Source organism: Coleofasciculus sp. FACHB-1120, assembly GCF_014698845.1.
GTDB lineage: Bacteria > Cyanobacteriota > Cyanobacteriia > Cyanobacteriales > FACHB-T130 > FACHB-T130.
Map to the genome: position 1 here is coordinate 98,910 of NZ_JACJTV010000015.1, position 22,650 is coordinate 121,559.

Sequence of the window (22,650 nt, forward strand, 5' to 3'; positions counted from 1 at the left end):
ATTGTCGTTTACCCCATCCATTTTCACTTCCAGAGCTTATGTAAAATTACTGATCGTAGCCAAGACTGATTGTACCGGGCTGGAGGCAGATTTCCTCGGCAGCTCCTAAAGAGTTCAAGCGGACTTGAAGTTCGCCGGTGGATGCGACACCCACAATAACTCCAGAACGTCCATCTACGATGACAGAACGCCCTCTGCAACTGAGAAGCTCCACGTAAGCGGGAAGTAGGGCGTCTATTCCTTCTAGGGAAACGTGTCGATATCCGGATAAAATGCCCTGCAACGTTATTGCCGCTAATCTTTCCAAGGCGTTAGCGATCGCTGTGCCTAGGGCATTCGCTTCGATTGGCTGCTGCTCCAAAAAGGATTCCAGATTGATGCCAGTTTCCGGGACTAGATTCGCCCAATTGATTCCCACACCTACGACTGCTTTGGTAATCCGTCCTTGTTGCACTCTCGTTTCGGTGAGAATGCCTCCTAATTTGCGTTTGCACAAGATTAGGTCATTCGGCCATTTAATCAACGCTGGAATGCCGTAACTCCGCAATGCGGTAGTAATTCCCCAGGCGCTGCATAGAGTCAAATGGGCGCTATTAGTTGCGACTAAATCGGGAGCTAGGGCGATAGATAGGTAAAGTCCACCTGTGCTGGATTGCCACTGGCGTCCCCACTGACCCCGCCCAGCAGTTTGTTGAAGGGCAATGACAACAGTTCCCGGTGTTGCTCCTTGGTCGAGCAGTTCCCAAAGGGTTTGATTGGTGGAAGGTAAAGTCTCAAAGATATGGAAAGAAAGCGGTAGAGAAACATCCCCTAAGAAGGCTTCCAGACAATGCCGATCGAATGCCACGGTTGCTAACAAATTAATTCGTAGCATAAGTTAGCATAATGTCACCGATATTTCAGGAGTTCCGAATGGCGATGCTTTCCCGCACCAATTTGAACCTGGGCGCAGGAGAATCACAAACTTCGATAAATACCTGGCACTGGCGGACTTGGGAAGGATTGCCCTATCTAACTTGTAGTTTGCTCGAACGCTGGTCTCACGGATTTTTCACCCAACAATCTTCGCCCCGTTCTCCGGCAGAATTAGTCAGTGTTTTACACCCGGATGCTAAGGTGTATCGCGTGAAACAGGTGCATGGCAATACTGTAATAACGCCATCAGAAATAGAAGCGGCAATCAACGAGGTACCAGAGGCGGGCGATTCCCTACCCCCTGCTGATGGGATTGTGAGCCAGCAGGCTCAGCAGGCAGTGTGGGTGTGCAGTGCGGATTGCACTCCAGTTTTAATTGCCGACCAGCAGACGGGACAGGTGGCAGCGATTCATGCGGGTTGGCGCGGCACGGCTACCCGGATTGTTCCCCAAGCGATCGCTCGTTTCCTCGCTTCTGGGAGTCAAATCCAAAATCTACTGATTGCGATGGGTCCCGCGATCGCGGGTGATGTCTATCAGGTGTCTGTGAATGTGGCATCTGAAGTTGGGGCTAGCATCGTACCAGATAAAGATCCACAGCAAGATACAGAATCCATTATTGATGCCTTGCAACAGTTACCACATTCACCGTTATTAGAAGATTCGCAACCAGGACGGGTACGACTGGATGTGCGGCGAGTCAATCAGTTGCAACTCGAACAACTAGGAATTTCTAACGAACAGATAGCGATCGCGCCTCACTGCACCTACCAAGAACCAGACTATTTCTTCTCTTACCGGCGGGACAAACTGAAAAAAGTCCAGTGGTCAGGGATTGTGAGTAGATAAGCTGCTTTATCACTTCAGGAGGGGCGCACTTTCAACGTGCGCCTCTTTGTTGTTTGTGGATATCTACAAAAAAATCGCCTCCAAGTCATGAATTGGAGGCGATCGCTAAACGATTTGTTTAACTCAAACTAGAGATCCTTGTGTTGGTCTATTTCCCTGTTTTCAGGAGTGAGTTAAACGTTTGTCTTCAAACAGATAGCGATCGCCATCTGTTTGAGCTGTAACTATTGTTGAGTAGCAGGGGCTGTTGTATCGGATGGGATACCATTTAAGCCCTCTGTACCACCTGTGGTTGGAGAAGTAGTCGATGTGCTGGCGTCATCATCATCGCCATCGTCATCGCCTTCATCATCGCCATCGTCATCGGCTTCAGGAGCTGATGTTTCGGCATCATCATCACCATCATCATCACCATCATCATCACCATCATCATCGGCTTCAGGAGTCGATGTGTTGGTGTCGTCATCCTCAGAGGTGTTTGTAGGAGCTGGCTCACCCGGTGCAACAGTTGAGGGAGCAGTCTGAGTCGTGCCTTGAGTTTCCGTTGTGGTAGAAGTTTCTTCAGCGCCAGCGTCACCTTCGACATTAGAAACCTGCTCGGTCGAAATCTGACGGAGACCCATCATACCGCCAAACAAACGGCTTTCTGGTCCTACTTGCTTATAGGCTGCGACTGCCCGACCTTTCTTCTGTTTGTAGGTACCGCGAGCTAGACCTCGGCTATTTTGGCGCACAACCAGCAATCTTTCCTTGCTACGACCTTTCTCCACAAAGACGCCAACAGGGCCACTAGACGTGGAAGCAACGTTGTAGACCGTATTAGAACTCTGGATGAAGGAATTAGACAGGGAGATTAGGTTGAAGGTTGTGTTGCTGTAAATGGTGACGGTTGTGTTAGCGCTACCACCTGTGCTGCCACCTGTGCTGCCACCTGTGCTGCCACCTGTGCTGCCACCTGTGCTGCCACCTGTGCTGCCACCTGTGCTGCCACCTGTGCTACCGCCGAAGCTACCTCCGCCGCTAGTGCCGCCGCTGGTGCCGCCGCTGCCACCGCTGAAGCTGCCGCTAGAGTTGTTGATAACGCTGTCGAAGTTACTACCATTTTGGAAGGTGGCGTTGTAGCTCAAGCTTGTTTTAGAACCAAAGCCTGTGTTTTGGCTAGCATTTGCGCCTGCGCCACTCGAGTAGTAGGTGCTGCTGCTGTAGTAGGAGCCAGCGTTACTGGAAACATCGTATCCACCTCCACTCGTTCCACCTAATTGGCTGGCAACTGCACCAACAGTGAATTGGGTACGACCTTGACTTTCACCTTTGAGTTTGAAAGCATTCGATCCTTCTTGCCCAAATTCAAACTGGGTTTTGCTGTTATCGCTCAAATAGCCAACCGTGGTGTTGCCATTTATCGTGGTGATGCCGTTCCCTTCGCCTTTAACTTTGAACTTGATTGCAGAATTACTAAAAGAGCTAGGATTTGTCAGCTCAAGCTTAGTGGTACCACCGAGTTTAATATCTGTGCCAACCCCGGTACCCTCAATCTTGAATTTTTGACCGCCCTGGCTGCTATCACCTTCAATCTTGAATTTGGTTTGAGCATTATTGCTGCTGAAGGCTACTTTGTTAGTGCTGCTAAAGGTTTGTGCGTCGGCAGTGCCACTAGCGCTTGTAATTTGGCTGCTTGTTGAGTCGTCGCTATCGGTTGTGGTTGTGGTGTCACCCGTCGTGCCGCCGGTTGCAGTTGTGGTTGTGGTGTCACCCGTCGTGCCGCCGGTTGCAGTTGTGGTTGTGGTGTCACCCGTCGTGCCGCCGGTTGCAGTTGTGGTTGTAGTGTCACCCGTTGAAGTGGGAGCGGTTGCGTTTGTAGTAGTTCCGCCGGTTGTGCCGGTGCCGCCAGATGTGCCGGTGCCGCCGGTTGTGCCGGTGCCGCCGGTTGTGCCGGTGCCGCCAGTTGTGGAGCTTTGAGTTGTGGGTTGATCGGAAAAAGTGCTGCTTAAGGTTCCGAATCCTGCCCCTTCCAGCTCAAATTTTGTCTTTTGCCCCAAGCTAGTAGACGGAGGAAGAGTAACAGCGCCGCCTCCATTGAACTTCAGGGATGTCGGCAAACCAATATTGCCCGCAGTGAGTTTGCCCTCAAAATTACCAACTTCTAAAACCCCAGATTTGGCGGTGTAGTTAGCTTCAGACTGAGTAGATAGTTTGACGTTTGCAACCGGCAGGAAAAGTAGCGGAGCCGAACCCGTATCCTTAGGAGCAATCAGCGAACCGCCTAAAAAGGCGCTGCTTGCAAAGGAATTCAGAGTAAATTCTAGTTTCGTGGGGATGTTCGAGAAGGGAACAGCCGCGCCTTGAGAAGTGAAGGCTAGACCTGATAGGGTACCGATGAAGGTACCTTTGTCATCTTTTCCAGGACGACCAACATTTCCAGTACCGACATCTTTGAAGTCTGCTGCCTGCGGTACGAAGCGAGCTGCGCTGGTGTTTCCGGAAGTCGTTTGCAGTTGCAGTGTGGTAACGGCAGCGTCAAACAAAACCGGGCTACTTGTACCACCAGTAGTTCCGGTAGTGGTCTGTGACTGTAAAGGTGAAAAGAAGGCAGCTTGCCCTCCTAACATACCGCCTGTGATCGAGATCGACTGAGATTGAGTGCTTGTAGTGGAAGTCGTAGGAGCAGCAGTCGTCGTCTGGGCGTGAGCTGTGGGAGCCAGAGCGATCGCTAAGCCTCCAGCGATACCGAAACAAACAGCATACTTGGTTGATTTCGCAATCATGTTAGGACTCCATCAGTGAGTAAAAGAGGACAGGGTAAGTAACAGAATCTAGCTCAATTCGATAGTCAACAGGGGATCATAAGTTTCTTCAGCATTCATCCTGAGCATGCTCAGAACTAGAAGTATTAGAAGAGAGTAATAACAGCATCCTGATTGAATAAGCATTAGGGCAAGTGTGACCAGCATTAAGTAGAACTGGGTCATACTTGCTTGGCTTTGCTTGTGCCCTTGTTTGTCTAAATGACTGTCTGGTTTCTTAGCAAGTTCCCAGGGTTTTGCAAAGTTTTTGTAAACTTATTTACTAGTTTTATATACGTAAATACACTTAAAAAATCGTTTTATTTTCGGCTGCTGCGAGGTTTGCGTTGAAATTACTTACGAAGTTATTTGTAATGTTTTTATAAAGTAGTCAGGGAGATCCCCGAAGGAATCTCCCTGATAAAGCGATCGCTATTTTTCAGCCCACTTTTAGAAAGTAAAAGTGGTTCGGATAGCACCAATTGTGATTGTGTCGTTGTCCTGGTTGTGAAGCGGATTAAACAATACCATCACCCCTGGTGTGACCGTAATATTGTCAGAAACCCGGAAGCGGTAGAAAGCTTCTACGTGAGTTGTACTTCCTGGCTGACCGCCTTCTTCTCCAAAGCCACCCTCACTAATAAAGTTAGGGTAGTTCCTTCCAATTGGCAGGTCACTACTGGTAATTTTGGGCGGCTGACCGACATAAATACCGCCGAGGTTGCCTTCACCAAGCAGATCGGGGAAATTGAGGTAAGCCATCCAGTTGAATGTCTCTACATTGCCTGATATTCCTTGCGCGTCAGAAGTTGTGTAGCCGCCCCAACCGCCAATTGTAATGTTGGGCGTTGCTCGGAATTCTAAACTGGCACCAAAAGCATTCGTATTAATTGGCCCTCTGCCTGCCGGAGTCGGGAGGAGAACCAAATCATCGCCAACGCCAGTCCCCAATCTTCCAAACGGAGAGTAGGAGTTGACATATTGCAGACCAATATCAAGCGTATCTAGGGGCGATACGACTAACTGCAAACCAGCGGCGGTTTCTCCATCTTGTCCACCGCCGATACCTCCACGAAAAGCATCTGCGGGTCTGCTGGCAGAATAGACGCCTTGTAAGCTAATGCGTGGATTGACTTGCCAGTCAAAGCCTAAGCCTCCGCGCCCCCCGGTGTTAATAATCGGGTTGCGTTGAGCAAAGCGGGAAAGCGGCCCTTGACCAGCACTTTCTACGCGGTTTGCTCCCCGGAAAACGTTCACTGGGTTAACCCCTTCCGGTCCGATGATGAAGGCAAAGTTATTACCGATTAACTGACGATAAGTTAGGTCGCTCAGTACAATGTCGTTCCCAGTGTCTCCTTCATATCCCAAGAAGACCATGTCGTTGTTGAGCAAACGAGGTCCCGTATTTCCAGAACCCGCTTGCAATCCAGTCAGCAGCAGGCTGCGAGGACTGAACTGGGTGAACAAACTCAACTGGACGTTGCTAATGACATTGGGATTTGTATTCGGGTCTTCCAATCGGTTCCCAGTTGATTTTCGGTTCAGGAATAACTCAAATTCATTCTCATTGCGTCCCTGAACGCCGACGACTGCCTGCCCGAATAGCTTCGTCGTAGTGGAGAACTGATGGCTTTCCAAGAAGGCAGTCCGACCTTCCAGGTTATCTACCCGCGTCCGCAGAGTCGCCAGTTCCGGACCAAACTCATCAACGAGTCGTCGCAGGGTTTCTAAATCTGCTTCGGTAGCGGCATCAGCCGAACTAGCGGCAATTAATTTCTCAATTTGCTGGAGACAGGCATTCACGCCTGCGGCAAATTCATAGCGGCTGAGTGCCCGGTTGCCGCGAAAAGTACCATCGGGATACCCTGCGATACAGCCGTAACGCTCTACAAGACTTCGCAATGCTTCATAAGCCCAATCGCTCGGTTCCACATCGCTGAGCTGGGAAACATTGGTGACTTGATCCAATGGGTTGGCTTCCATGTCCTCTGGATTTCCCATTTCCAAAGGATCGCCCGCTGGTAGCACTTGTTCGCTAGACTCTTCAGAGGGCAGCGCTTGAGCTTGCAGGGTGTTGGGATTGCTAACAGTTGCTGCGTCTACAAGAGTGCGAACCTCTTTTGTTTCCGCAGATGCAGCGGAAGAGGCATCCAAGCTGCGACGGCTAGCAGATAAAATGGGAGACTTTGTGGATGTCGAAGTAGATGTCGAAAATTTTGGTAAGCTAGCTGCCGGTTGCAACTGGCTTGTTTCAGTTAGGGGCGTTAAATTTGCCGCAGTGGCAGATTCTTGAGTTGCCGCTACGGTGGGCGAACTTGCTGCTGGTTCGGAAAGCGATGCTTTTATTTCTGGCAACACATTCGCCGATGCGAGTGTTCCCTCGGATGCAGCTACCGCCAGCGAATTTGCTGTTGGTTTTGCCTCGGTTACATCCGTTCCCGTTGCTAAATCTGTAGATGTCGAGAATCCCTGGGTTGAAGACTGGACTGCCTCAGCAGCTGTGGTCGGGTCGATATCGGTGGCTGCCATCGCCGGGGAGAGGCTAACTGCTAGCAAGCCAAAGGCTGTAAACACTAGCGCTGAGGATGCTGTTTTCTCTATTCTCCACTGGGATTTCACGGGTCTAAAACTCCTCAAAACACACCATATTTGCTGAAATTCTACAACAATATTGTGCCAGTCGCTACTAATGCTTTAGATCGCTTTTCATTCGCTAGGGATTGAGGTTGCCAGAGGACGTTTACCCAGAAGGAAAGTTCCCGGCTAAGTTTCTTTCTTGTTTAGAATCACTGACTAAAAAAACGCTCCCAGATATTAACCGAGAAGCGATTTTTCTCCACAGAGGACTTATGCACTGAAAGATTGAAGCCTAGATCCCTTGAAATCCCCTTAAATGGGTCGATTCCAGGAGATTTCTGTGTCAGACCTACACAGAGGCTGGATACTGTGAGTCTAATTACTCAAGGTCATCTGAGATAAGCGATCGCACGCTTGAGCAGAGCCAAAACCGGAGCAATCGCTTCTTGTTGCTTCAACTTAGTTTATAAATCCTAACAATTAGTATCCGGTCGGTTTCCAACGTCATTGTTGTTTTGGAAGGGCAACAGAAGATAGTGCAAATAATTCTTAACTTCCATCTACAATTGCCACATTCAACTAACGTTGCCGCCGGTAGTGTAAAAAAACTTCTTGCTCAATCGACTCAACTGACAACAGTTCCAGCCGAGGTGCAAAATCTGCCAAAAATCCAGACCCTTCTACTGGCGTTGGTGCGGTCGCTCCTCCTAAAATTAGCGGACAAACCGTGAGCCAGAATTCATCGATCAAATCAGCCGCCATCAAAGCACCTACGAGTTCTCCGCCCCCCAAGACAGCTAGATGTTCTAAACCTAGCTCATAGAATTGTTGAAACGCAGCAATCCAGCTAATTCCCTGTGTCGTCGCCTCCACTTTTAGAACCCGCTCAAATTCTGAGCATCCTTGCCAGCGCTTGTCACCCGCCTCTCCTGTCAGTAACCATCGAGGTACAGGTTGACGAAAAAAGCGCCATTGCAGATCGAGATTGGCGGATTGAGAGCAAACAATATGGACGGGTTGGAGCGATCGCCCTGCCTGTTGTCGCCAGCGCAGTAAATCGGGATTCGTGACGCTCAGCGTCGTACCGTAGGCGCGGAGAGTCCCCGCACCAAATAAAACTCCATCCGCTTGGGCAATTTGTTTCTCTAGGTGCGCCAGATCCCCTGGAGACGAGAATCGAGCGCGATCGCGACGAGTATCGGCAATCTTGCCATCGGCACTCATCGCCAAAACAACGGTTGTAGAAGGTCGTCTCCAGACAAATCCCGTCATTGCTGCTGGTCGCTCAAAACATTTAATTAAAGTTTAAGAATTGCTTATATTACAGGAAATAGTGTAGAGATTGCACAAAGTCAACCTTTCCTGAGTATACGAGGATCTGGAACCGTTCTAGGATGGAATGGATCTGTCAAACAGTATCGGTCTACCAAGCACGATTAACCCAGAAAAAAGTAGGCTAATCAATACCCCCACCGTAATGGGGTGATTCATTGATAATTCTTGCTATTGGGTTTTACACCTCAAATTAGAGAAGTCCTATGGCTAAGCCGGGTCAATCCTCCTTCCGTCGCATCCTGCTGTCACGCATCTTGCTTTTGAGCGTCCCGGTACTGCTGATGGGGGTGTATGTAACCTACAGAAAAGCACGATCTAGCATACTGGAGACCGCTCGCCAAAATCTCACCGAAAGTGCAGTGAGAAAAGGAGAGAGCATGAACGAGTCAATTAAAGCCCTCTCTAGCAACTTAGTGACCGCAAGTGAAGCTGTCGTGCTGCAATCGGGATCGCCCGAAGCTCATCAAAAATTTTTAAACCAACTCGCCCAACAATTACCGACGCAAGTCCAATGCATTCAACTCATCAATGTGGAGTCGGGAACGATTGCTGCGAGTACGTGTGGAGAGGAACCCATTAGTACGCTAGATGCAAACCAGTGGCCTCAGCAGCAAAACAAATTCCTGTTAGACACTTCCAATGTGCAGGTGAATTCGCTGCTGCCAGGAACTTCCCCGTCCAATTCACCCGTAAAAGAGAATCAACCCAGCCCGAAAAGCCAACTCAAATTAATTTTCAGTGCGCCTGTTTATGACAGCACAGGCTCTCTGCGTTATGCCCTGAGTGTCCAATCAGCTCTCTTGAAACAAGAGCGTGCCAAACCAGGATCTCTAACTGGCTATCCAGTGGTGATTGACCAGGATGGAACCATTTTGGCGCATCCCATTACCCAGCGAGTTGGAAGAAATATTAAGCAGGAAGCAGATGGAGAACGACTCGAAACGGTAATGAAAAACGCGATCGCGGGTAGAAATGATTTTCTGCACTTATTTTCTTTCGAGAAAAACGGTGTGGAATTACTCGCAGGGTATACCCCGATTCCCAGCCCGATTAGCAACCAGCCGAATCGCCAATGGGTTATTTTCGCGGTTACTCGCTTAGATAGTGCCCTATCAGGTCTAAAAGAAATTCGACAGGTGCTAGTGAATCTGACATTTGGATTAATCGCCGCTAGCCTACTGGCAACGCTGTATATCTCTCGCGAACTGGCGCTGCCATTGGAGAAATTGAGAGACTACGCTGGGTCAAAAGGACACTTTCACTCTACAGATCCGGTTCCTCACAACTTCAAAATTCGGGAATTCAATCAATTATCGGAAGCACTCGATAATATGGTGGAGCGACTGAAAGCGTGGGCAGAAGAAATCGAAACAGCCTGGAAAGAAGCACAAGCAGCAAATCAGTTGAAAAATGAGTTTCTAGCAAATACTTCCCACGAATTAAGAACTCCCTTAAATGCAATCATTGGTTGCATTCGCCTAGTACGAGATGACTGCTGCGATGACCGCGAAGAAGAGATGGATTTCTTGCAGCGAGCGGATGATGCAGCAATTCACCTCCTAGGAATCATTAATGACGTTCTGGATATTGCCAAAATTGAAGCCGGTAAGCTTTCCGTCGTCCTAGAGCCAGTCGATCTGCGAAAGTTGCTTAAGGAAGTCATTGATTTACAGGCTGTTTCGATTCAGCAAAAAGGTTTGCAGTTTAATACCCCAAATTTGCCAGAATCAATTTGTGTCCGTACTGACCCTGCAAAACTCAAGCAGGTGCTGCTAAATGTGGTTGGCAACGCGGCTAAATTTACTGAAAAAGGCAGTATCACGATTACCACTCGCATAGAGACCAGTCATGGCAAAGAACAGGCAGTGGGTAGTTCTATCCCGCCTAGCTCCCATGCATCGAATGGGGTCACTCAAGCCGCGACAGTGAGTAATGAAGAAAAAACAAAAATCCAGGCTGCGGCATCTATGGGCAATGGGCAAGAAGTCAGAGAAGAATCTGCCTCTAGCGTCTCGAATGGAGCTTCTAACCTTTCTCAAACTCTTCTGGCAGGAACTGGGAACTCTCTCAAAGAGCGTCTCGTGCCTTCTGCTCGTGTTGTAGTAACCGTTCACGATACGGGGATTGGCATTGACCCGCATCAACAGCACAAACTCTTTCGCCCCTTTGTGATGATTGATGGCACGACGACCCGAAAATTTGGCGGTACAGGTCTGGGGCTAGCGATTTCTCGGAATTTAATGGGACTGATGGGAGGTAGCATTACGCTATCGAGTGCGGGAGCTGGTCTGGGCACGACCGTGGAGATTGCTGTGCCGATGATTGATAGTTCGGTGTTGCCAACTCTTGAGTCTTCTAATGCGTCAAAAAATTAAAATTAGGCTTCTGTTCACTACGAAATAGAACCCCTTCCCCGTCAACGATGCATCTATCCCAAAACCTACGGAATGTGGGATCGATGCGTCGTTGACCGGGAGAAGTAAAAGTTCGCCCTCGCCTTGAAAGAGGAAAAATTGAAGAATCTTTAATTTTTTATTGACTGGGGAACTGTAATCGTAAGCCCTCCCTGTTGTAAAGATTCGCTCAGACATCTAAGAATCTGTACCAGCTGGGCACCCACCCATCCCGAAGAAATCTCTGAAGATTGGTTTTGGTGGATACAGCTCAAAAAGCGATCGCAAACTCGCCCTAAAGGTTCGCCTGGTTCTATGTTCAATACTTCCTGGCTTTGATTGACGGGAGTATAAGGGCCAGCACTGGTATTTTCAAAGCGTCCATGCTGAATGGTTAGCGGTGCTGCTTGTAACTCATCAAAAATCAAGGTTCCCTCACTCCCGACGACGCACAGGCGACGCTGTTTATCAGGATTCAACCAGCACAGATGAATGAAGGCTTGAAAGCCACTGGGGTAGGTGAGTGTCGCCCAAACAAGGTCTCTTAAAGGATGAAGAATCTGGGGTGAGGGAGGAGTGTGAGAATTGACTTCATCTTTCATTCTGGCTTCTTGGTGCAAAAAGACGGTGCCGCTAGCTTGCACCTGAGTTGGCGTTGCCTGAAGCCAATTGTTGAAAATATTAATGTCGTGGATGGCTAAGTCCCAGAGTGCGTCAACATCCTGGCGCACAGGGCTTAAGTGGGTACGGGTGGCGTAGCCATAGCGCAAATCTCCGAGAATTCCAGATTGGATTGCGGTTTTGCCGCGTTCAACTGCTGGGTGAAACAAATAGGTGTGGTCTACGAAGAGTTGCCGGTGTTGTTGTTCTGCTAATCGGCACAGCTCCAAGGATTCAGCCGGATCGAGGGTGAGAGGTTTTTCTGATAAGACATGATAGCCTTGCCGGAGAGCATCGGCGATCAAGGTGTAGTGCGTCGTGGCTGGGGTCGCGATCGCAACTGCCTCGACTTCCGACATCTGCTGCACCTGAGACCATTCGGTTGTTAACAGCACGCTATCATCTAGCTTAAACCGCTCTCGAAGTGCCTCCAGGCGCTCCAGGTTCGGGTCCAAGACCGCGACCAGGCGGGATTGAGGATGCTCTAGAAAATTCCGCACTAGATGTACACCCCAGCGCCCAGCCCCCAACACAGCAATTCCAGTTTTCATCGTCGTTTATTGTTCGTTGTTCATTGAAGACTGGCTAATTGTTCTTTGTCATTCGCCATTAACCAGTCTTCAATTAGCCATGAACTAGGCTAATTGCTAATGGCTAAAAAAGCTTCCCTTGCCGCAGCTTGTTCAGCAGCTTTTTTAGAATGTCCCTTGCCTTGACCCAATCGACGCCCTTGCAGCCAAACCTCGGCGGTAAAACGCTCAGGATCGCCGTGAAATCGTCTGGTTTCCGTGACGCGATATTCTGGCAGCATTTGGTGATGACCTTGCGTCCATTCTTGGAGGGCGTCTTTGTAATTTTGGTAGGCTGGGTCAGTCCGAATTTCGGATGCCAGTTTTTTAAAGTGAGAATCTAGCCAAGGACGCACCAGTTCTAAGGTATGCGTACTTAGGTAAAGGGCACCCAACACCGCTTCAAAGGCGTCTGCTAACCGCGAGGTAAGACCTGCTTTGTCACCTGCTGCACTTTCAGAAATTAACAAGTAGCGATCCAGTCCGTAACTATCTGCAATCCCAGCTAAGGTGCGATCGCTCACCAGCACTTTCCGAATTGCCGAAAATTCACCCACAGAACAATCAGGATACACTTCCCATAAAAATTCAGACGCCGCCATCCGCACTACCGCATCCCCTAGGAACTCCAATTGCTCATAGTTCGCTGTTGTCGAAATTGTGGGGTGGGTGAGCGCTAAGTCGAGGAGTGACCACTGCACTGGTACCTGCTGTGGAAGCCCTAACTTTTGGATCAGACTTTGCAGCTGCTTTTGACGAGGAGGATAGCTGAGATTCATTAGAATGCGTTGGACTTAGGGGAACCCCAATCATTGTTGCCACATCACTAAACAGTGCCTCGACCTGAGCCATCAGTTCTCGTTGAATCGGTAAGAGGTGAACTTCTTCCCGGAGTTTTTGCTGCAAATCACGCAGGCGAGCGATGGGTTGACGCAACTTGGAGATTGTCTGCTCTAAGTGTTTGGCACGTCTGAGTTGTAACACGATATCACCGCTGAGCTGGGTCTTCTGTTCGATAAGTACCGCCAGCATTTTAGCGATCGCCATCACAGTCTGACCGTCTTCCTCAGTCCATTGCTTCGGCTCTCTACCACCAACAGTCACGACACCGTAAACGCGACGACGGCCTTGCAGTGGTGCTGCCATTAGCGTTTGAGCTGTAGGCATCAGGGGTTCCATCAAACCATTCTGGCGCACATCCTCAACATAAATCAATCTACCCTCACTGATTGCTTTGCCGCTAGCTCCATCGCTAATGCCGACAATTGGTTTATTGGTGCTGATGTTTCCTGCTGCGGAAACCACCATAAAGTTGTCATTGTTCAAGTTGAGGGCGATGACGGCATCGGCGGCACCAAAATTGGTAAATAATATCTGCACCGCATCTCGCAATATACAAGGCAAAGGTTGATACTGCGACAGCGCGGTGGCAAATTTATGCAAGGTAGAAAGCTGCACCCAACGGCGGTGACTCGTGAGTTCGGATTCTTTGAGCCGTCCCAGCAGGCGTCCATTAATTTCGGCAATGTGGGCACTTTGCTGAACGTAGTTTCGCTTTCGGATCGGCTGGTAAAACGTCCCCATGACTTGGGACATCAGCAATGAAACCCGCCCCACTACCTCTTCATCGTAAGACCACAGCCCATCAAAGCTTTGATTACTAGTGTTGCGTTCTGATCCTTCCACTGCTTGAGTCAATACCGCTGTCCAGAAATCGGGGGTATCAACCAGCCAAAACCGTTCCCTGGACAAGGCTGAGTTAGGCTCAAGCCCAATAAATTCGATTCCCGGAATTTCGGGGGGATGAACGTCGGGAACACCAAAGATAAATACCCGCCGACATACCTCACCTAGGTAACTATATCGACGGAGATGTTCGAGGAAGTGAGAGAAACGCTGGAAGCCAGCAAACAAATCAACCGGAAGTTTGTGGTTGAGTAACTGATCTTCAAGCAGATCGCCGATAACGTTCATCGTTGCGATCGTGTGAATACCCCGCAATTCTTGGTATTGGTTCGCAATCGAGCGGAACAATGATATGTCCACTAAGCCACCCTGACTAACAAGAGTTCAAAATCGTGTAAATATCGCTTCTGGCAGACAGATTACCGCTAAATGTTACGGGTGGCTATGCGAAATTTCTTGAAGTCTTGACTTTTGTACCTGCATCAAGAGAAAAACGAGTTCATTTTTAGATGAACTTGCGTCACTGAATATATAAATTTAGATTGATTTATCCTGCGAAAGTGATTACTTTTTGAGCCGATCATTCTGCCATTCTCTGCAAGACGATGGCGATCGCGCTGACAACAACGCTTCGCTGAGACTGTAGTGAAATCGATTTGCTGGGTAGACTCGATTGGCGATCGCTCAGTTTACCTAATTCTTTCAGATTCTTTCAGACGCCAGTTGACCTAGAGAGTCTCTCAACCTAGACTCACCCTCGGCTCTCTAGCTCTTGTGAATAACCGTTAAGCGATTAAGGGAGAGAGTCGGTCATAAGCCGGGTTCTGTTCTCCACAGCAGCACTGCTGCTGGAAGGGTGGTTATCTATCTGGGACGCCTGTTACCAGACGCCTCAAGCGGTTTTAAAACGGAATCGGAAAAAGACCAACCGTGATTCCCTACCTTGCTCCCAACCGGGGTTTACCGAGCCAGCGCCTCTCGACGCTGCTGGTGCGCTCTTACCGCACCTTTGCACCCTTACCGAGACAATTAAAAATTATTCATTTTGCATTTTTAATTTTTAATTTTCCCGGCGGTATCTTTCTGTGGCACTATCCTCACGGTCGCCCGCACTGGGCGTTACCCAGCAAGTCTGGTCTTTCGGGAGCCCGGACTTTCCTCAGACTCACACGAACGGCAAATCTGCAACCACCTGCGCCTACTCTCTCCCGTTCTTCAGTGTGGCATATTCAAGAGCCTTAGAGAGCGAATTCTCGCGTTTGAATTCTCACTTTGCCGATGGAGTTTCCAGGAAAAATTGAAGACCCCCGCCTAAATTTCGATTATCCTGAATAAAGGGAATGATTTACGTAACTTAATAATTCTGCTGGTTACTGGACTTATGAGATGCATCATCAACCGCCGCGCTCAGTTTTCGGCGAGCCACCGTTATTGGCTGCCAGAACTGAGTCAAGCGGAGAATACACAAGCGTTTGGTCGCTGCACTCAATCGCCCGGACACGGACACAACTACGTTTTGTTTGTCTCTCTTGCCGGGGATCTGGATGAGTATGGCATGGTGCAAAACTTGTCGGAAGTCAAACGGGTGATTAAACAGGAAGTCACCAGCCAGCTAGACTTCTGTTATCTCAACGATGTTTGGTCAGAATTTCAACAAACCCTGCCCACTACAGAAAACATCGCGCGGGTGATTTGGCAACGTCTGGCACCCCACTTACCGCTGGTAAATATTCAATTATTTGAACATCCCGAACTCTGGGCTGACTATCAAGGAAACGGAATGGAAGCGTATCTGACAATTGGTACCCACTTTAGCGCCGCTCACAGACTGGCTCATCCGAACCTGAGCTACGAAGAAAACTGCGAGATTTATGGCAAATGCGCTCGTCCCAACGGTCACGGGCACAACTACCATTTGGAAGTAACAGTTCAAGGCGAAATTGATCCGCGCACGGGCATGGTTGTGGATTTAGGAGCCTTAAATAAGGTCGTGGAAGATTATGTACTTGAGCCGTTTGACCATACTTTCCTGAACAAGGATATCGCCTATTTTGCCCAAGTTGTTCCTACGGCTGAGAATATTGCCATTCATATCCGAAATCTTTTGCAAGAGCCTATCCGGGAACTGGGAGCAAAGTTGCATAAGGTCAAACTGGTTGAAAGTCCAAATAATTCGTGTGAAGTGTACTGTACCGAAACCGTTCAAGACTCAGTGGGAATTCAAGAGAGCGATCGCACTCTAATGCCTGTATCTCCTTGAAGTTTTAGTTGGGAGACGCAAATTGTTAGGGAATGCTGGGAACAAACCCGCTAGCAATTTGCGTCTACTGAAGTCCTAAGCAGCATTCGTCCAGTGGCAAGCAGGGGTGGCATTCCAACACTTGGCTCGATAACTTGTAAAATTTTTTGAAAAATTTATTCAAAGCATAGAAGGTTAACAAGCTGATCCGGGAACACTAAAAAGAGATGACCTAGCTTTATACCGAAAGTCGGTGCTAAGCGAATCAAGGTGTTAAGAAAAATATATGGATCGCCGCGTTAACCATCACAACAGCCAGCATGAGGGCGACCTACCTGAGGAGGAACGCATCACCGTGGTTCCTCCTACAGAGATTAGCGCTCATCGCCAATATGTGCCAACAATCGATAATTATACGAAGGGAGAAGCTGACCGACTGCTGGAGCAAGGTGCCCAGCAGCACCAAAATGGTCAATTTGAGGCGTCGCGACTCTCTTTTCATCAAGCCCTCACAGTCTACTACGAACTTCAAGACCAGAGAGGAGCAGGAAGAACTCTTGGCAATTTGGGGCTAGTCTACTATGCCTTAGGAAATTTTGCCAAAGCGGTTGAGTATTCTGAGCAAAGTTTAGCGATCGCTCAAAGTATCAAAGATCAGCGATTGGAAAGTCAGGCGCTGGGAAATATCGGCAATTCCTACCGTCACTTAGGCAACCATGCCAAAGCCATTGAGTTTCAGCAACAAAGTCTGCTAGTCGTGCGGGAACTGAAAGACTTGAGTGCAGAGGTGGCGGCGCTGAACAATCTTGGACTGGCTTACAAGGCACTGGGAGACTACTCAGCAGCGATTGAATACCAGCATCAGAGTTTGATCGTCGCGCGGGATCTTCAAGATCAGGAGGCAGAGGGTCAGATCCTGAGAAATTTGGGAAATGCTTGCTACGCTCTGGGAGACTATGTCAAAGCGATCGCTTACTATAAGCAGCGTTTAGCACTCGTGCAGCAGACGGGAGATCACCGCATTGAGGTACAGATTCTGAGAAATCTGGGGAATGCTTGCTACGCAATCGGGGACTACTCGGCAGCAATTGGCTACGGAGAGCAACGCCTAGCGATCGCTTCGGAAACTGATGACCTCCGCTCCCAAGAGCAGGCACTTTCGCATTTAGGAGTGGCTTACGAGGCATTGAGCAACTACGCTAAAGCAATTGAGTATTACGAACAACGCTTGAGGATAGCGCGAACCCTCCAAGACAGCCGAGTAGAAGGGCAGGCTTTGGGAAGTCTCCGAGTGGCTTGCTATGCTTTGGGCGATTACGCCAAAGTGATGGAGTACGACCAGTAGCATTTAATTAAAAATAAAAATTCATTAAGGCAATTTATGTATTGCCGAGAGCTTAGTTGTGCCCGAAAAGCTTACTAGCTATATTTTTCAGCTTTAGTTTTTAATTTATATCCGTACAGCCTAGATTGAGCTAAAAAGTTTTTTAATTTTTAATTTTTAATTTTCTCCAGCTACGTCCCGCTTTTGGGAGATGCATGGAGACTGCTCGCCCGATTATTACTAAGTTTTAACAGAAAAATTCTGGACTCAGCGAAGTCACCTTGGGGTGTCTGATAATATGGGCAAGAGGAAATCACCCCGCAATTGTACCCAGCTATCTTGCCTAAACGATACACAAGCATACCTAAAACAACGATATGGAGGATATAGACACCATGCAAACTGATTATTCCGCCCCAGACACCGAAAAAACCCAGGTAGAAGTGAAAATTGACGCCCCAGGCGAATTGGCAGCGCTACCCCCAGCCACGCAATCAACGGAAAAATGGCAGCAAATTGGAGAGCAAATTTCCGCATTTTTCGCAGAACTGCCAGAATATTTGGGTGAGTTCTTCTCGGAGTACCAGCGCCCTCTGACTACTGTGGGTTTAATATTAGCTGGCATCATCACCGTGAAGGTGACACTAGCGGTTCTGGATGCACTCAATGATATTCCCCTGCTAGCGCCGACCTTTGAACTGGTGGGAATTGGCTACTCAGCTTGGTTTGTGTACCGCTACTTACTCCGAGCCTCTAATCGTCAGGAGTTGTCCGAAGAGTTTAAAACCCTCAAGGCGCAAGTGGTTGGCGGGGATTCCACTAACTCGTAACTTACTCATTTCCACACAGCTTTCCGCACAGCATTGTTGCCTTGCTTCTCTAATGCTCTGATTTAGGGGTAGCACACCCGTGCCTGCCCCTAATGATTTGGGTCAGCAAACTATCGGCAACTAACTGTCAACGCTGGCTAGAAAGCGCGTATGCGCCTAACTTGATGACTGATTTAATATTTCCAAGCGAGTCGAATCACAAAATATCATGGTGGAAGACTCGCAGTGATTGAATCTCTGCCACTAGGTCGGAGATAGGTTTGGGGTTTGGTAGTTAAATTTACCAGCAATGATTACCAGCCATAACGAATTATTCGAGTTCGCTGGGTGTTTCGTCGGGTGTAAAGTGATCTATTGGCATAATTGTCTCGCTCATTTCCGCTCCACTTAAATCGGCTCCGTTCAAATCGGTTTCACTTAAGTCGGCTTGACTCAAATTCGCCTTAATTAAGTCGGTTCTATTCAGATTTACGCCAATGAGTAGAGCGCTACTCAGGTTAGCTTCACACAAGATTGCATCGCTGAGGTTGGCATAGCTCAAGTTTGCCCTTCTCATATCTGCGCCAGTCAGATTTGCGCCGGTTAAGTTAGCTCCAGTTAGCTCAGCTCCAATCGGTTCAGTTTTCACTAGCCTTGTACCAATCAGTCTGGCTTTATCAAAATTCGCCCCGATCAAGTCAGCACCTGTTAGGTCAGCACCTGTTAGGTCAGCACGACTCAAGTTTGCCCCACTCAGGTCAGCACCTGTTAGGTTTACCCCTCGCAGATTGGCTCCGGCTAGGTTAACTCCCTCTAGAATCGTTTCGCTAAAATCGACCTGAGGCAGGTTGGCTCCTTCCAGATTTGCCGCCTTCAAATCTAACTTCCGGAAATCGCGTTCTCCAGCGGCATATCGCGTTAAAACCTCATCCCCATCCATTTCTATTGCCTCTAAATTGCTTCCGGTTAGCGTGGACTTAAAAATTTTGGATTTTAGATTGATTTTCGATAAATTGCCAATCTAAAATCTGGCTAGCGATCGCGTACAGCCCTTTGGGCATGAAAACAGCGAAGCGAGGCGTTAGCCCAGCGCTGACTTATCAGTTTGTTACTCGTGCGTGGCTGCATTTGGCATGATGGCACCAGTCATATCGGCGTCACGGAAATTGACCCGATTTAGATTAGCGTCAATTAGAACCGCTTCAACGAGAATCGCTCCAGTCAGGTTTGACCAGCATAGTTTTGACCTGTACAAGTTAGCTCCAGTGAGATTCGCTCCTCGCAGAGTCGCCCAACTCAAATTAGCTCCCCTCAGATTTGCCTTAATCAAGATGACATTGGTTAGATTCGTTCCGCTCATCTTGGCACGGCTCAAGTCTGCTCCAGTAAGATTCGCTCCAATGGCACTGGCTCCATTTAAAATAGCGTTTGCTAAGTTGGCTTTCTCCAGGTTGGCTCCAATTAGGATGGCATTCGTTAAGTTAGCACCTTCCAGCACAGCTCCAATCAAAGTAGCATTCGTCAAGTTACTTCGACTCAGGGGCGCATCAATCAGTTTGGCTCCAGTCAGATTGGCATCGCGAAGAATTGTCTCGCTCAAAAGAGCGTGACTCAGATTAGCCCCGGCGAGGTTGGCTCCGCTGAGATTGGCAGCTCGCAAACTTGCTTCAGTCAGAATCGCTTCGCTCAGGTTGACGTCAATCAGGCTAGCGCCGATAAGATTTGCCTCACTGAGGTTGGCGCGGAGAACGGCTCCATTTAGATTTGCCTCGCGTAGGTTCACTCCGATGAGGTATGCCCCAATTAGATTTGCTTCTCGCAGGTCTGCTCCCCGGAGGTTGGCTTCGCTGAGGTCAATTCCCATCAGGTCTGCTCTCCGCAGACTTACCTCGCGAAAATCTCTTTCGCCTTCTGCATAGCGCCGTTTCAGTTCATCGGCATCCATCTAGACCTCCCTTCAGGGTAATGCCGCTACAGTCATTAGGGATGGGGTTCAAACCCTCTCCTAGAGAGGCAGGGAAATAGCGATCGCAGTCTATGCCAAGAGCTGCCCACGGATGGGATAACAGACGCTCAAAGCCAAAAATAAAGGTTGTAATCGATGATTTGGATCGATACACAACCATGACACGTTGAGACAGGAGGTTACACTCCCTAACCCTTGAGTGTGTAAAACCTCCTGGGTACATAGGTAGAGCGAACATTTGTTTAGATCCTTCACTTCGAGCGGGACTCAAAAACGGTGGAACTCGCGTTTGGAGCCTGGGTCAGTTTCATGATTGGACATTCAGTGTAGATGCTTGAGCGAGTTTGCCTGTTGGATACTAGAACCAGTAACCGTGAGGTCGAGAGAGCCTACACTATAACCGTAAGGTTAAGTGTGGGATCAAGTCACTATGCTTCACCGTGCCTAAAATTTCATTGGAGGCGTTGCGATAGCGTACAGCCCTTTGGGCATGAAAACAGCGAGGCGTTAGCCTATCGCTGATTAAGTCAGTTCGCGCCTTTTCTATTAAAGATTTACAAGGGTGGAAACTCCTAGATAATCCTTAGAGCTAGAGTGCAAAATCTCGCTACTGAATCTTATTCCTAGCTTGAGCGATCAACTCCGCCCAATTAAATCTAATTGTTACAAAATAGCTGCCAGGTGGTAGCTGTCAGCGGGTAGCTCTTTGACAGGAAGATTCCTGTAATCTAGTTATATGGAGAGACCTTGTCTCAAACGCCAACTAGCAAAGAGAATAGCCGATCCACCGAAAAGCAATCTTAAGGACAGAGAATGCCGGAGAATTTGAGAAGCCAAGTCGTAACCCAAGGCGTACAGCGATCGCCCAACCGGGCTATGTTACGTGCTGTTGGTTTTGGAGATGAGGATTTTACGAAACCCATTGTGGGAATTGCCAATGGGTACAGCACCATTACCCCCTGCAATATGGGGTTAAATGATTTAGCGAAACGGGCTGAAGCTGGGGCAAAGGTGGCTGGGGCGATGCCTCAGATGTTCGGTACGATTACCATCAGCGACGGCATTTCGATGGGCACCGAAGGGATGAAGTATTCCCTGGTGTCGCGGGAGGTGATTGCCGACTCGATTGAGACTGTCTGTAACGGGCAGAGTATGGATGGAGTGCTGGCAGTTGGGGGCTGCGATAAGAATATGCCGGGAGCGATGATTGCGATCGCTCGGATGAATATTCCGGCTATTTTCGTTTATGGCGGTACGATTAAACCGGGGCATCACAACGGGCGCGATTTGACGGTTGTGAGTGCCTTTGAAGCGGTGGGGCAACACAGCGCTGGAAAAATTGACACCAATGAGTTGCTGCAAGTAGAAAGCAAGGCTTGTCCGGGTGCCGGTTCTTGCGGCGGGATGTATACCGCTAATACGATGTCTTCTGCTTTTGAAGCGATGGGAATGAGCTTGCCTTATTCTTCCACAATGGCAGCAGAAGATGCTGAGAAAGCAGAAAGTGCTGAGAAATCTGCTCTTGTCCTGGTAGAGGCAATCAAAAAACAACTTTTACCGCGACAGATTGTTACCCGAAAAGCGTTTGAGAATGCCATTTCTGTAATTATGGCAGTGGGCGGTTCTACGAATGCGGTGCTGCACTTAATCGCGATCGCTCATACAATTGGCGTCGAATTATGCTTGGATGATTTTGAAACGATTCGCGCCCGCGTTCCGGTTTTGTGCGATCTCAAGCCTAGCGGTCAGTATGTCGCCACTGACCTCCACAAAGCCGGTGGAATTCCCCAAGTGATGAAGATGCTCCTGGTAAAAGATTTGCTACATGGGGATGCCCTGACTATCACCGGACAAACCATTGCTGAAGTCTTGGCAGATGTCCCAGAACAGCCCCGCGCTGACCAAGATGTTATCCGTCCCTGGGATAACCCGATGTATGCTCAAGGACACCTAGCCATCCTGAGAGGCAATCTGGCAACGGAAGGGGCTGTTGCTAAAATTACTGGCGTCAAAACCCCTTCAATAACAGGCCCAGCGCGGGTGTTTGAATCTGAAGAAGCTTCCTTAACAGCAATTCTGGCTGGCAAGATCAACCGTGGAGATGTCTTGGTGATTCGCTACGAAGGCCCCAAGGGGGGGCCGGGAATGCGAGAAATGCTGGCTCCCACTTCTGCCCTAATTGGTGCAGGATTAGGGGATTCTGTCGGCTTGATTACCGATGGACGCTTCTCTGGTGGGACTTACGGCATGGTTGTCGGTCACGTAGCCCCAGAGGCGGCTGTAGGAGGCACGATCGCTCTCGTTGAAGAAGGCGATACGATTACAATTGATGCACGCGATCGCCTGTTACACCTTCATGTATCCGATGAAGAATTAGAACGTCGTCGCGCTGCTTGGCAACCGCCTAAACCGCGTTATACAACTGGCGTACTGGCAAAATATGCCAAGTTAGTCTCTTCTAGCAGTGTCGGTGCCGTGACGGATTTAGGCTTGGGTTGAGAACAGTCTTTAACTGTTAGATAAACAAAAAAATGAAGTGTAAAAG

General features: G+C 48.8%; 16 protein-coding genes and 1 other RNA gene. 6 read left to right on the forward strand and 11 right to left on the reverse strand.

Annotated elements, in window-relative coordinates; translation table 11 throughout:
• Positions 1-46: 46 nt before the first annotated feature.
• A complete protein-coding gene (locus tag H6H02_RS15320; protein WP_190819200.1) occupies positions 47-874 on the reverse strand; it encodes a biotin--[acetyl-CoA-carboxylase] ligase in 828 nt (275 codons plus the stop codon).
• Between the two features lie 38 nt (positions 875-912).
• Here H6H02_RS15320 and pgeF point away from each other — a divergent pair, with 38 nt between their 5' ends.
• Positions 913-1,764, forward strand: coding sequence for a peptidoglycan editing factor PgeF (gene pgeF / locus H6H02_RS15325; protein ID WP_347342615.1), 852 nt, complete (start codon positions 913-915; stop codon positions 1,762-1,764).
• 224 nt (positions 1,765-1,988) lie between these two features.
• On the opposite strand, the gene H6H02_RS15330 is transcribed toward pgeF, so the two are convergent.
• The 3 genes from H6H02_RS15330 to H6H02_RS15340 form a co-directional block, all read right to left on the reverse strand.
• Positions 1,989-4,529, reverse strand: coding sequence for a hypothetical protein (locus H6H02_RS15330; RefSeq protein ID WP_190819202.1), 2,541 nt, complete (start codon positions 4,527-4,529; stop codon positions 1,989-1,991).
• A gap of 468 nt (positions 4,530-4,997) precedes the next feature.
• Entirely contained in the window at positions 4,998-7,166 is a 2,169-nt protein-coding gene (locus tag H6H02_RS15335; protein ID WP_347342616.1) for an iron uptake porin, read from the reverse strand.
• A 537-nt stretch (positions 7,167-7,703) separates the two neighbouring features.
• Positions 7,704-8,396: a RibD family protein gene (locus tag H6H02_RS15340; RefSeq protein ID WP_190819204.1), complete on the reverse strand. Its 693-nt coding sequence runs from the start codon at positions 8,394-8,396 to the stop codon at positions 7,704-7,706.
• A 266-nt stretch (positions 8,397-8,662) separates the two neighbouring features.
• Between H6H02_RS15340 and H6H02_RS15345 the strand changes: the two genes are divergently transcribed.
• The gene (locus H6H02_RS15345; RefSeq protein WP_190819206.1) at positions 8,663-10,834 is read left to right on the forward strand and encodes an ATP-binding protein; all 2,172 of its coding nucleotides are present in this window, start codon (positions 8,663-8,665) and stop codon (positions 10,832-10,834) included.
• 149 nt (positions 10,835-10,983) lie between these two features.
• Here the strand turns inward: H6H02_RS15345 and H6H02_RS15350 are convergent, their stop codons facing one another.
• From H6H02_RS15350 to rnpB, 4 genes are all read right to left on the reverse strand, one after another.
• On the reverse strand, positions 10,984-12,063 hold the full coding sequence (locus H6H02_RS15350; protein ID WP_190819209.1) for a Gfo/Idh/MocA family oxidoreductase: 1,080 nt from the start codon (positions 12,061-12,063) through the stop codon (positions 10,984-10,986).
• 89 nt (positions 12,064-12,152) lie between these two features.
• Positions 12,153-12,782, reverse strand: coding sequence for a ribonuclease III (gene rnc, locus H6H02_RS15355; protein WP_190819268.1), 630 nt, complete (start codon positions 12,780-12,782; stop codon positions 12,153-12,155).
• Entirely contained in the window at positions 12,718-14,127 is a 1,410-nt protein-coding gene (locus H6H02_RS15360; RefSeq protein ID WP_190819211.1) for a DICT sensory domain-containing protein, read from the reverse strand. The genes rnc and H6H02_RS15360 overlap by 65 nt, the downstream gene beginning before the upstream one ends.
• A gap of 437 nt (positions 14,128-14,564) precedes the next feature.
• Positions 14,565-14,973, reverse strand: an RNA gene (rnpB, locus tag H6H02_RS15365) — RNase P RNA component class A.
• Between the two features lie 175 nt (positions 14,974-15,148).
• Here rnpB and H6H02_RS15370 point away from each other — a divergent pair.
• From H6H02_RS15370 to H6H02_RS15380, 3 genes are all read left to right on the forward strand, one after another.
• Complete coding sequence (locus H6H02_RS15370) at positions 15,149-16,027, forward strand: 6-carboxytetrahydropterin synthase (protein ID WP_190819213.1); 879 nt, start codon at positions 15,149-15,151, stop codon at positions 16,025-16,027.
• A 265-nt stretch (positions 16,028-16,292) separates the two neighbouring features.
• Entirely contained in the window at positions 16,293-17,351 is a 1,059-nt protein-coding gene (locus H6H02_RS15375; RefSeq protein WP_190819215.1) for a tetratricopeptide repeat protein, read from the forward strand.
• Between the two features lie 374 nt (positions 17,352-17,725).
• Entirely contained in the window at positions 17,726-18,160 is a 435-nt protein-coding gene (locus H6H02_RS15380) for a CAAD domain-containing protein (RefSeq protein ID WP_190819218.1), read from the forward strand.
• 310 nt (positions 18,161-18,470) lie between these two features.
• Here the strand turns inward: H6H02_RS15380 and H6H02_RS15385 are convergent, their stop codons facing one another.
• The 3 genes from H6H02_RS15385 to H6H02_RS15395 form a co-directional block, all read right to left on the reverse strand.
• Positions 18,471-19,079 carry a pentapeptide repeat-containing protein gene (locus tag H6H02_RS15385; protein ID WP_190819220.1) on the reverse strand — a complete coding sequence of 203 codons (609 nt, stop codon included), beginning with the start codon at positions 19,077-19,079 and terminating at the stop codon, positions 18,471-18,473.
• Between the two features lie 168 nt (positions 19,080-19,247).
• Positions 19,248-20,084, reverse strand: coding sequence for a pentapeptide repeat-containing protein (locus H6H02_RS15390; protein WP_190819222.1), 837 nt, complete (start codon positions 20,082-20,084; stop codon positions 19,248-19,250).
• Positions 20,071-20,265, reverse strand: coding sequence for a hypothetical protein (locus H6H02_RS15395; RefSeq protein ID WP_206757288.1), 195 nt, complete (start codon positions 20,263-20,265; stop codon positions 20,071-20,073). The genes H6H02_RS15390 and H6H02_RS15395 overlap by 14 nt, the downstream gene beginning before the upstream one ends.
• A 653-nt stretch (positions 20,266-20,918) precedes the next feature.
• Between H6H02_RS15395 and ilvD the strand changes: the two genes are divergently transcribed.
• Positions 20,919-22,604, forward strand: coding sequence for a dihydroxy-acid dehydratase (ilvD, locus tag H6H02_RS15400; RefSeq protein ID WP_190819226.1), 1,686 nt, complete (start codon positions 20,919-20,921; stop codon positions 22,602-22,604).
• The last annotated feature ends 46 nt before the right edge of the window (positions 22,605-22,650 follow it).

What these genes read in the sequence shown, in the direction of transcription:
- H6H02_RS15390 (WP_190819222.1), bottom strand. Translation starts at nt 20,084, where the DNA reads ATGGATGCCGATGAACTGAAACGGCGCTATGCAGAAGGCGAAAGAGAT.
- H6H02_RS15350 (WP_190819209.1), bottom strand. Translation starts at nt 12,063, where the DNA reads ATGAAAACTGGAATTGCTGTGTTGGGGGCTGGGCGCTGGGGTGTACAT.
- pgeF (WP_347342615.1), top strand. Translation starts at nt 913, where the DNA reads ATGGCGATGCTTTCCCGCACCAATTTGAACCTGGGCGCAGGAGAATCA.
- H6H02_RS15370 (WP_190819213.1), top strand. Translation starts at nt 15,149, where the DNA reads ATGAGATGCATCATCAACCGCCGCGCTCAGTTTTCGGCGAGCCACCGT.
- H6H02_RS15385 (WP_190819220.1), bottom strand. Translation starts at nt 19,079, where the DNA reads ATGGATGGGGATGAGGTTTTAACGCGATATGCCGCTGGAGAACGCGAT.
- H6H02_RS15330 (WP_190819202.1), bottom strand. Translation starts at nt 4,529, where the DNA reads ATGATTGCGAAATCAACCAAGTATGCTGTTTGTTTCGGTATCGCTGGA.
- H6H02_RS15380 (WP_190819218.1), top strand. Translation starts at nt 17,726, where the DNA reads ATGCAAACTGATTATTCCGCCCCAGACACCGAAAAAACCCAGGTAGAA.
- H6H02_RS15395 (WP_206757288.1), bottom strand. Translation starts at nt 20,265, where the DNA reads ATGGTTGTGTATCGATCCAAATCATCGATTACAACCTTTATTTTTGGC.
- ilvD (WP_190819226.1), top strand. Translation starts at nt 20,919, where the DNA reads ATGCCGGAGAATTTGAGAAGCCAAGTCGTAACCCAAGGCGTACAGCGA.
- H6H02_RS15375 (WP_190819215.1), top strand. Translation starts at nt 16,293, where the DNA reads ATGGATCGCCGCGTTAACCATCACAACAGCCAGCATGAGGGCGACCTA.
- H6H02_RS15345 (WP_190819206.1), top strand. Translation starts at nt 8,663, where the DNA reads ATGGCTAAGCCGGGTCAATCCTCCTTCCGTCGCATCCTGCTGTCACGC.
- H6H02_RS15320 (WP_190819200.1), bottom strand. Translation starts at nt 874, where the DNA reads ATGCTACGAATTAATTTGTTAGCAACCGTGGCATTCGATCGGCATTGT.
- H6H02_RS15340 (WP_190819204.1), bottom strand. Translation starts at nt 8,396, where the DNA reads ATGACGGGATTTGTCTGGAGACGACCTTCTACAACCGTTGTTTTGGCG.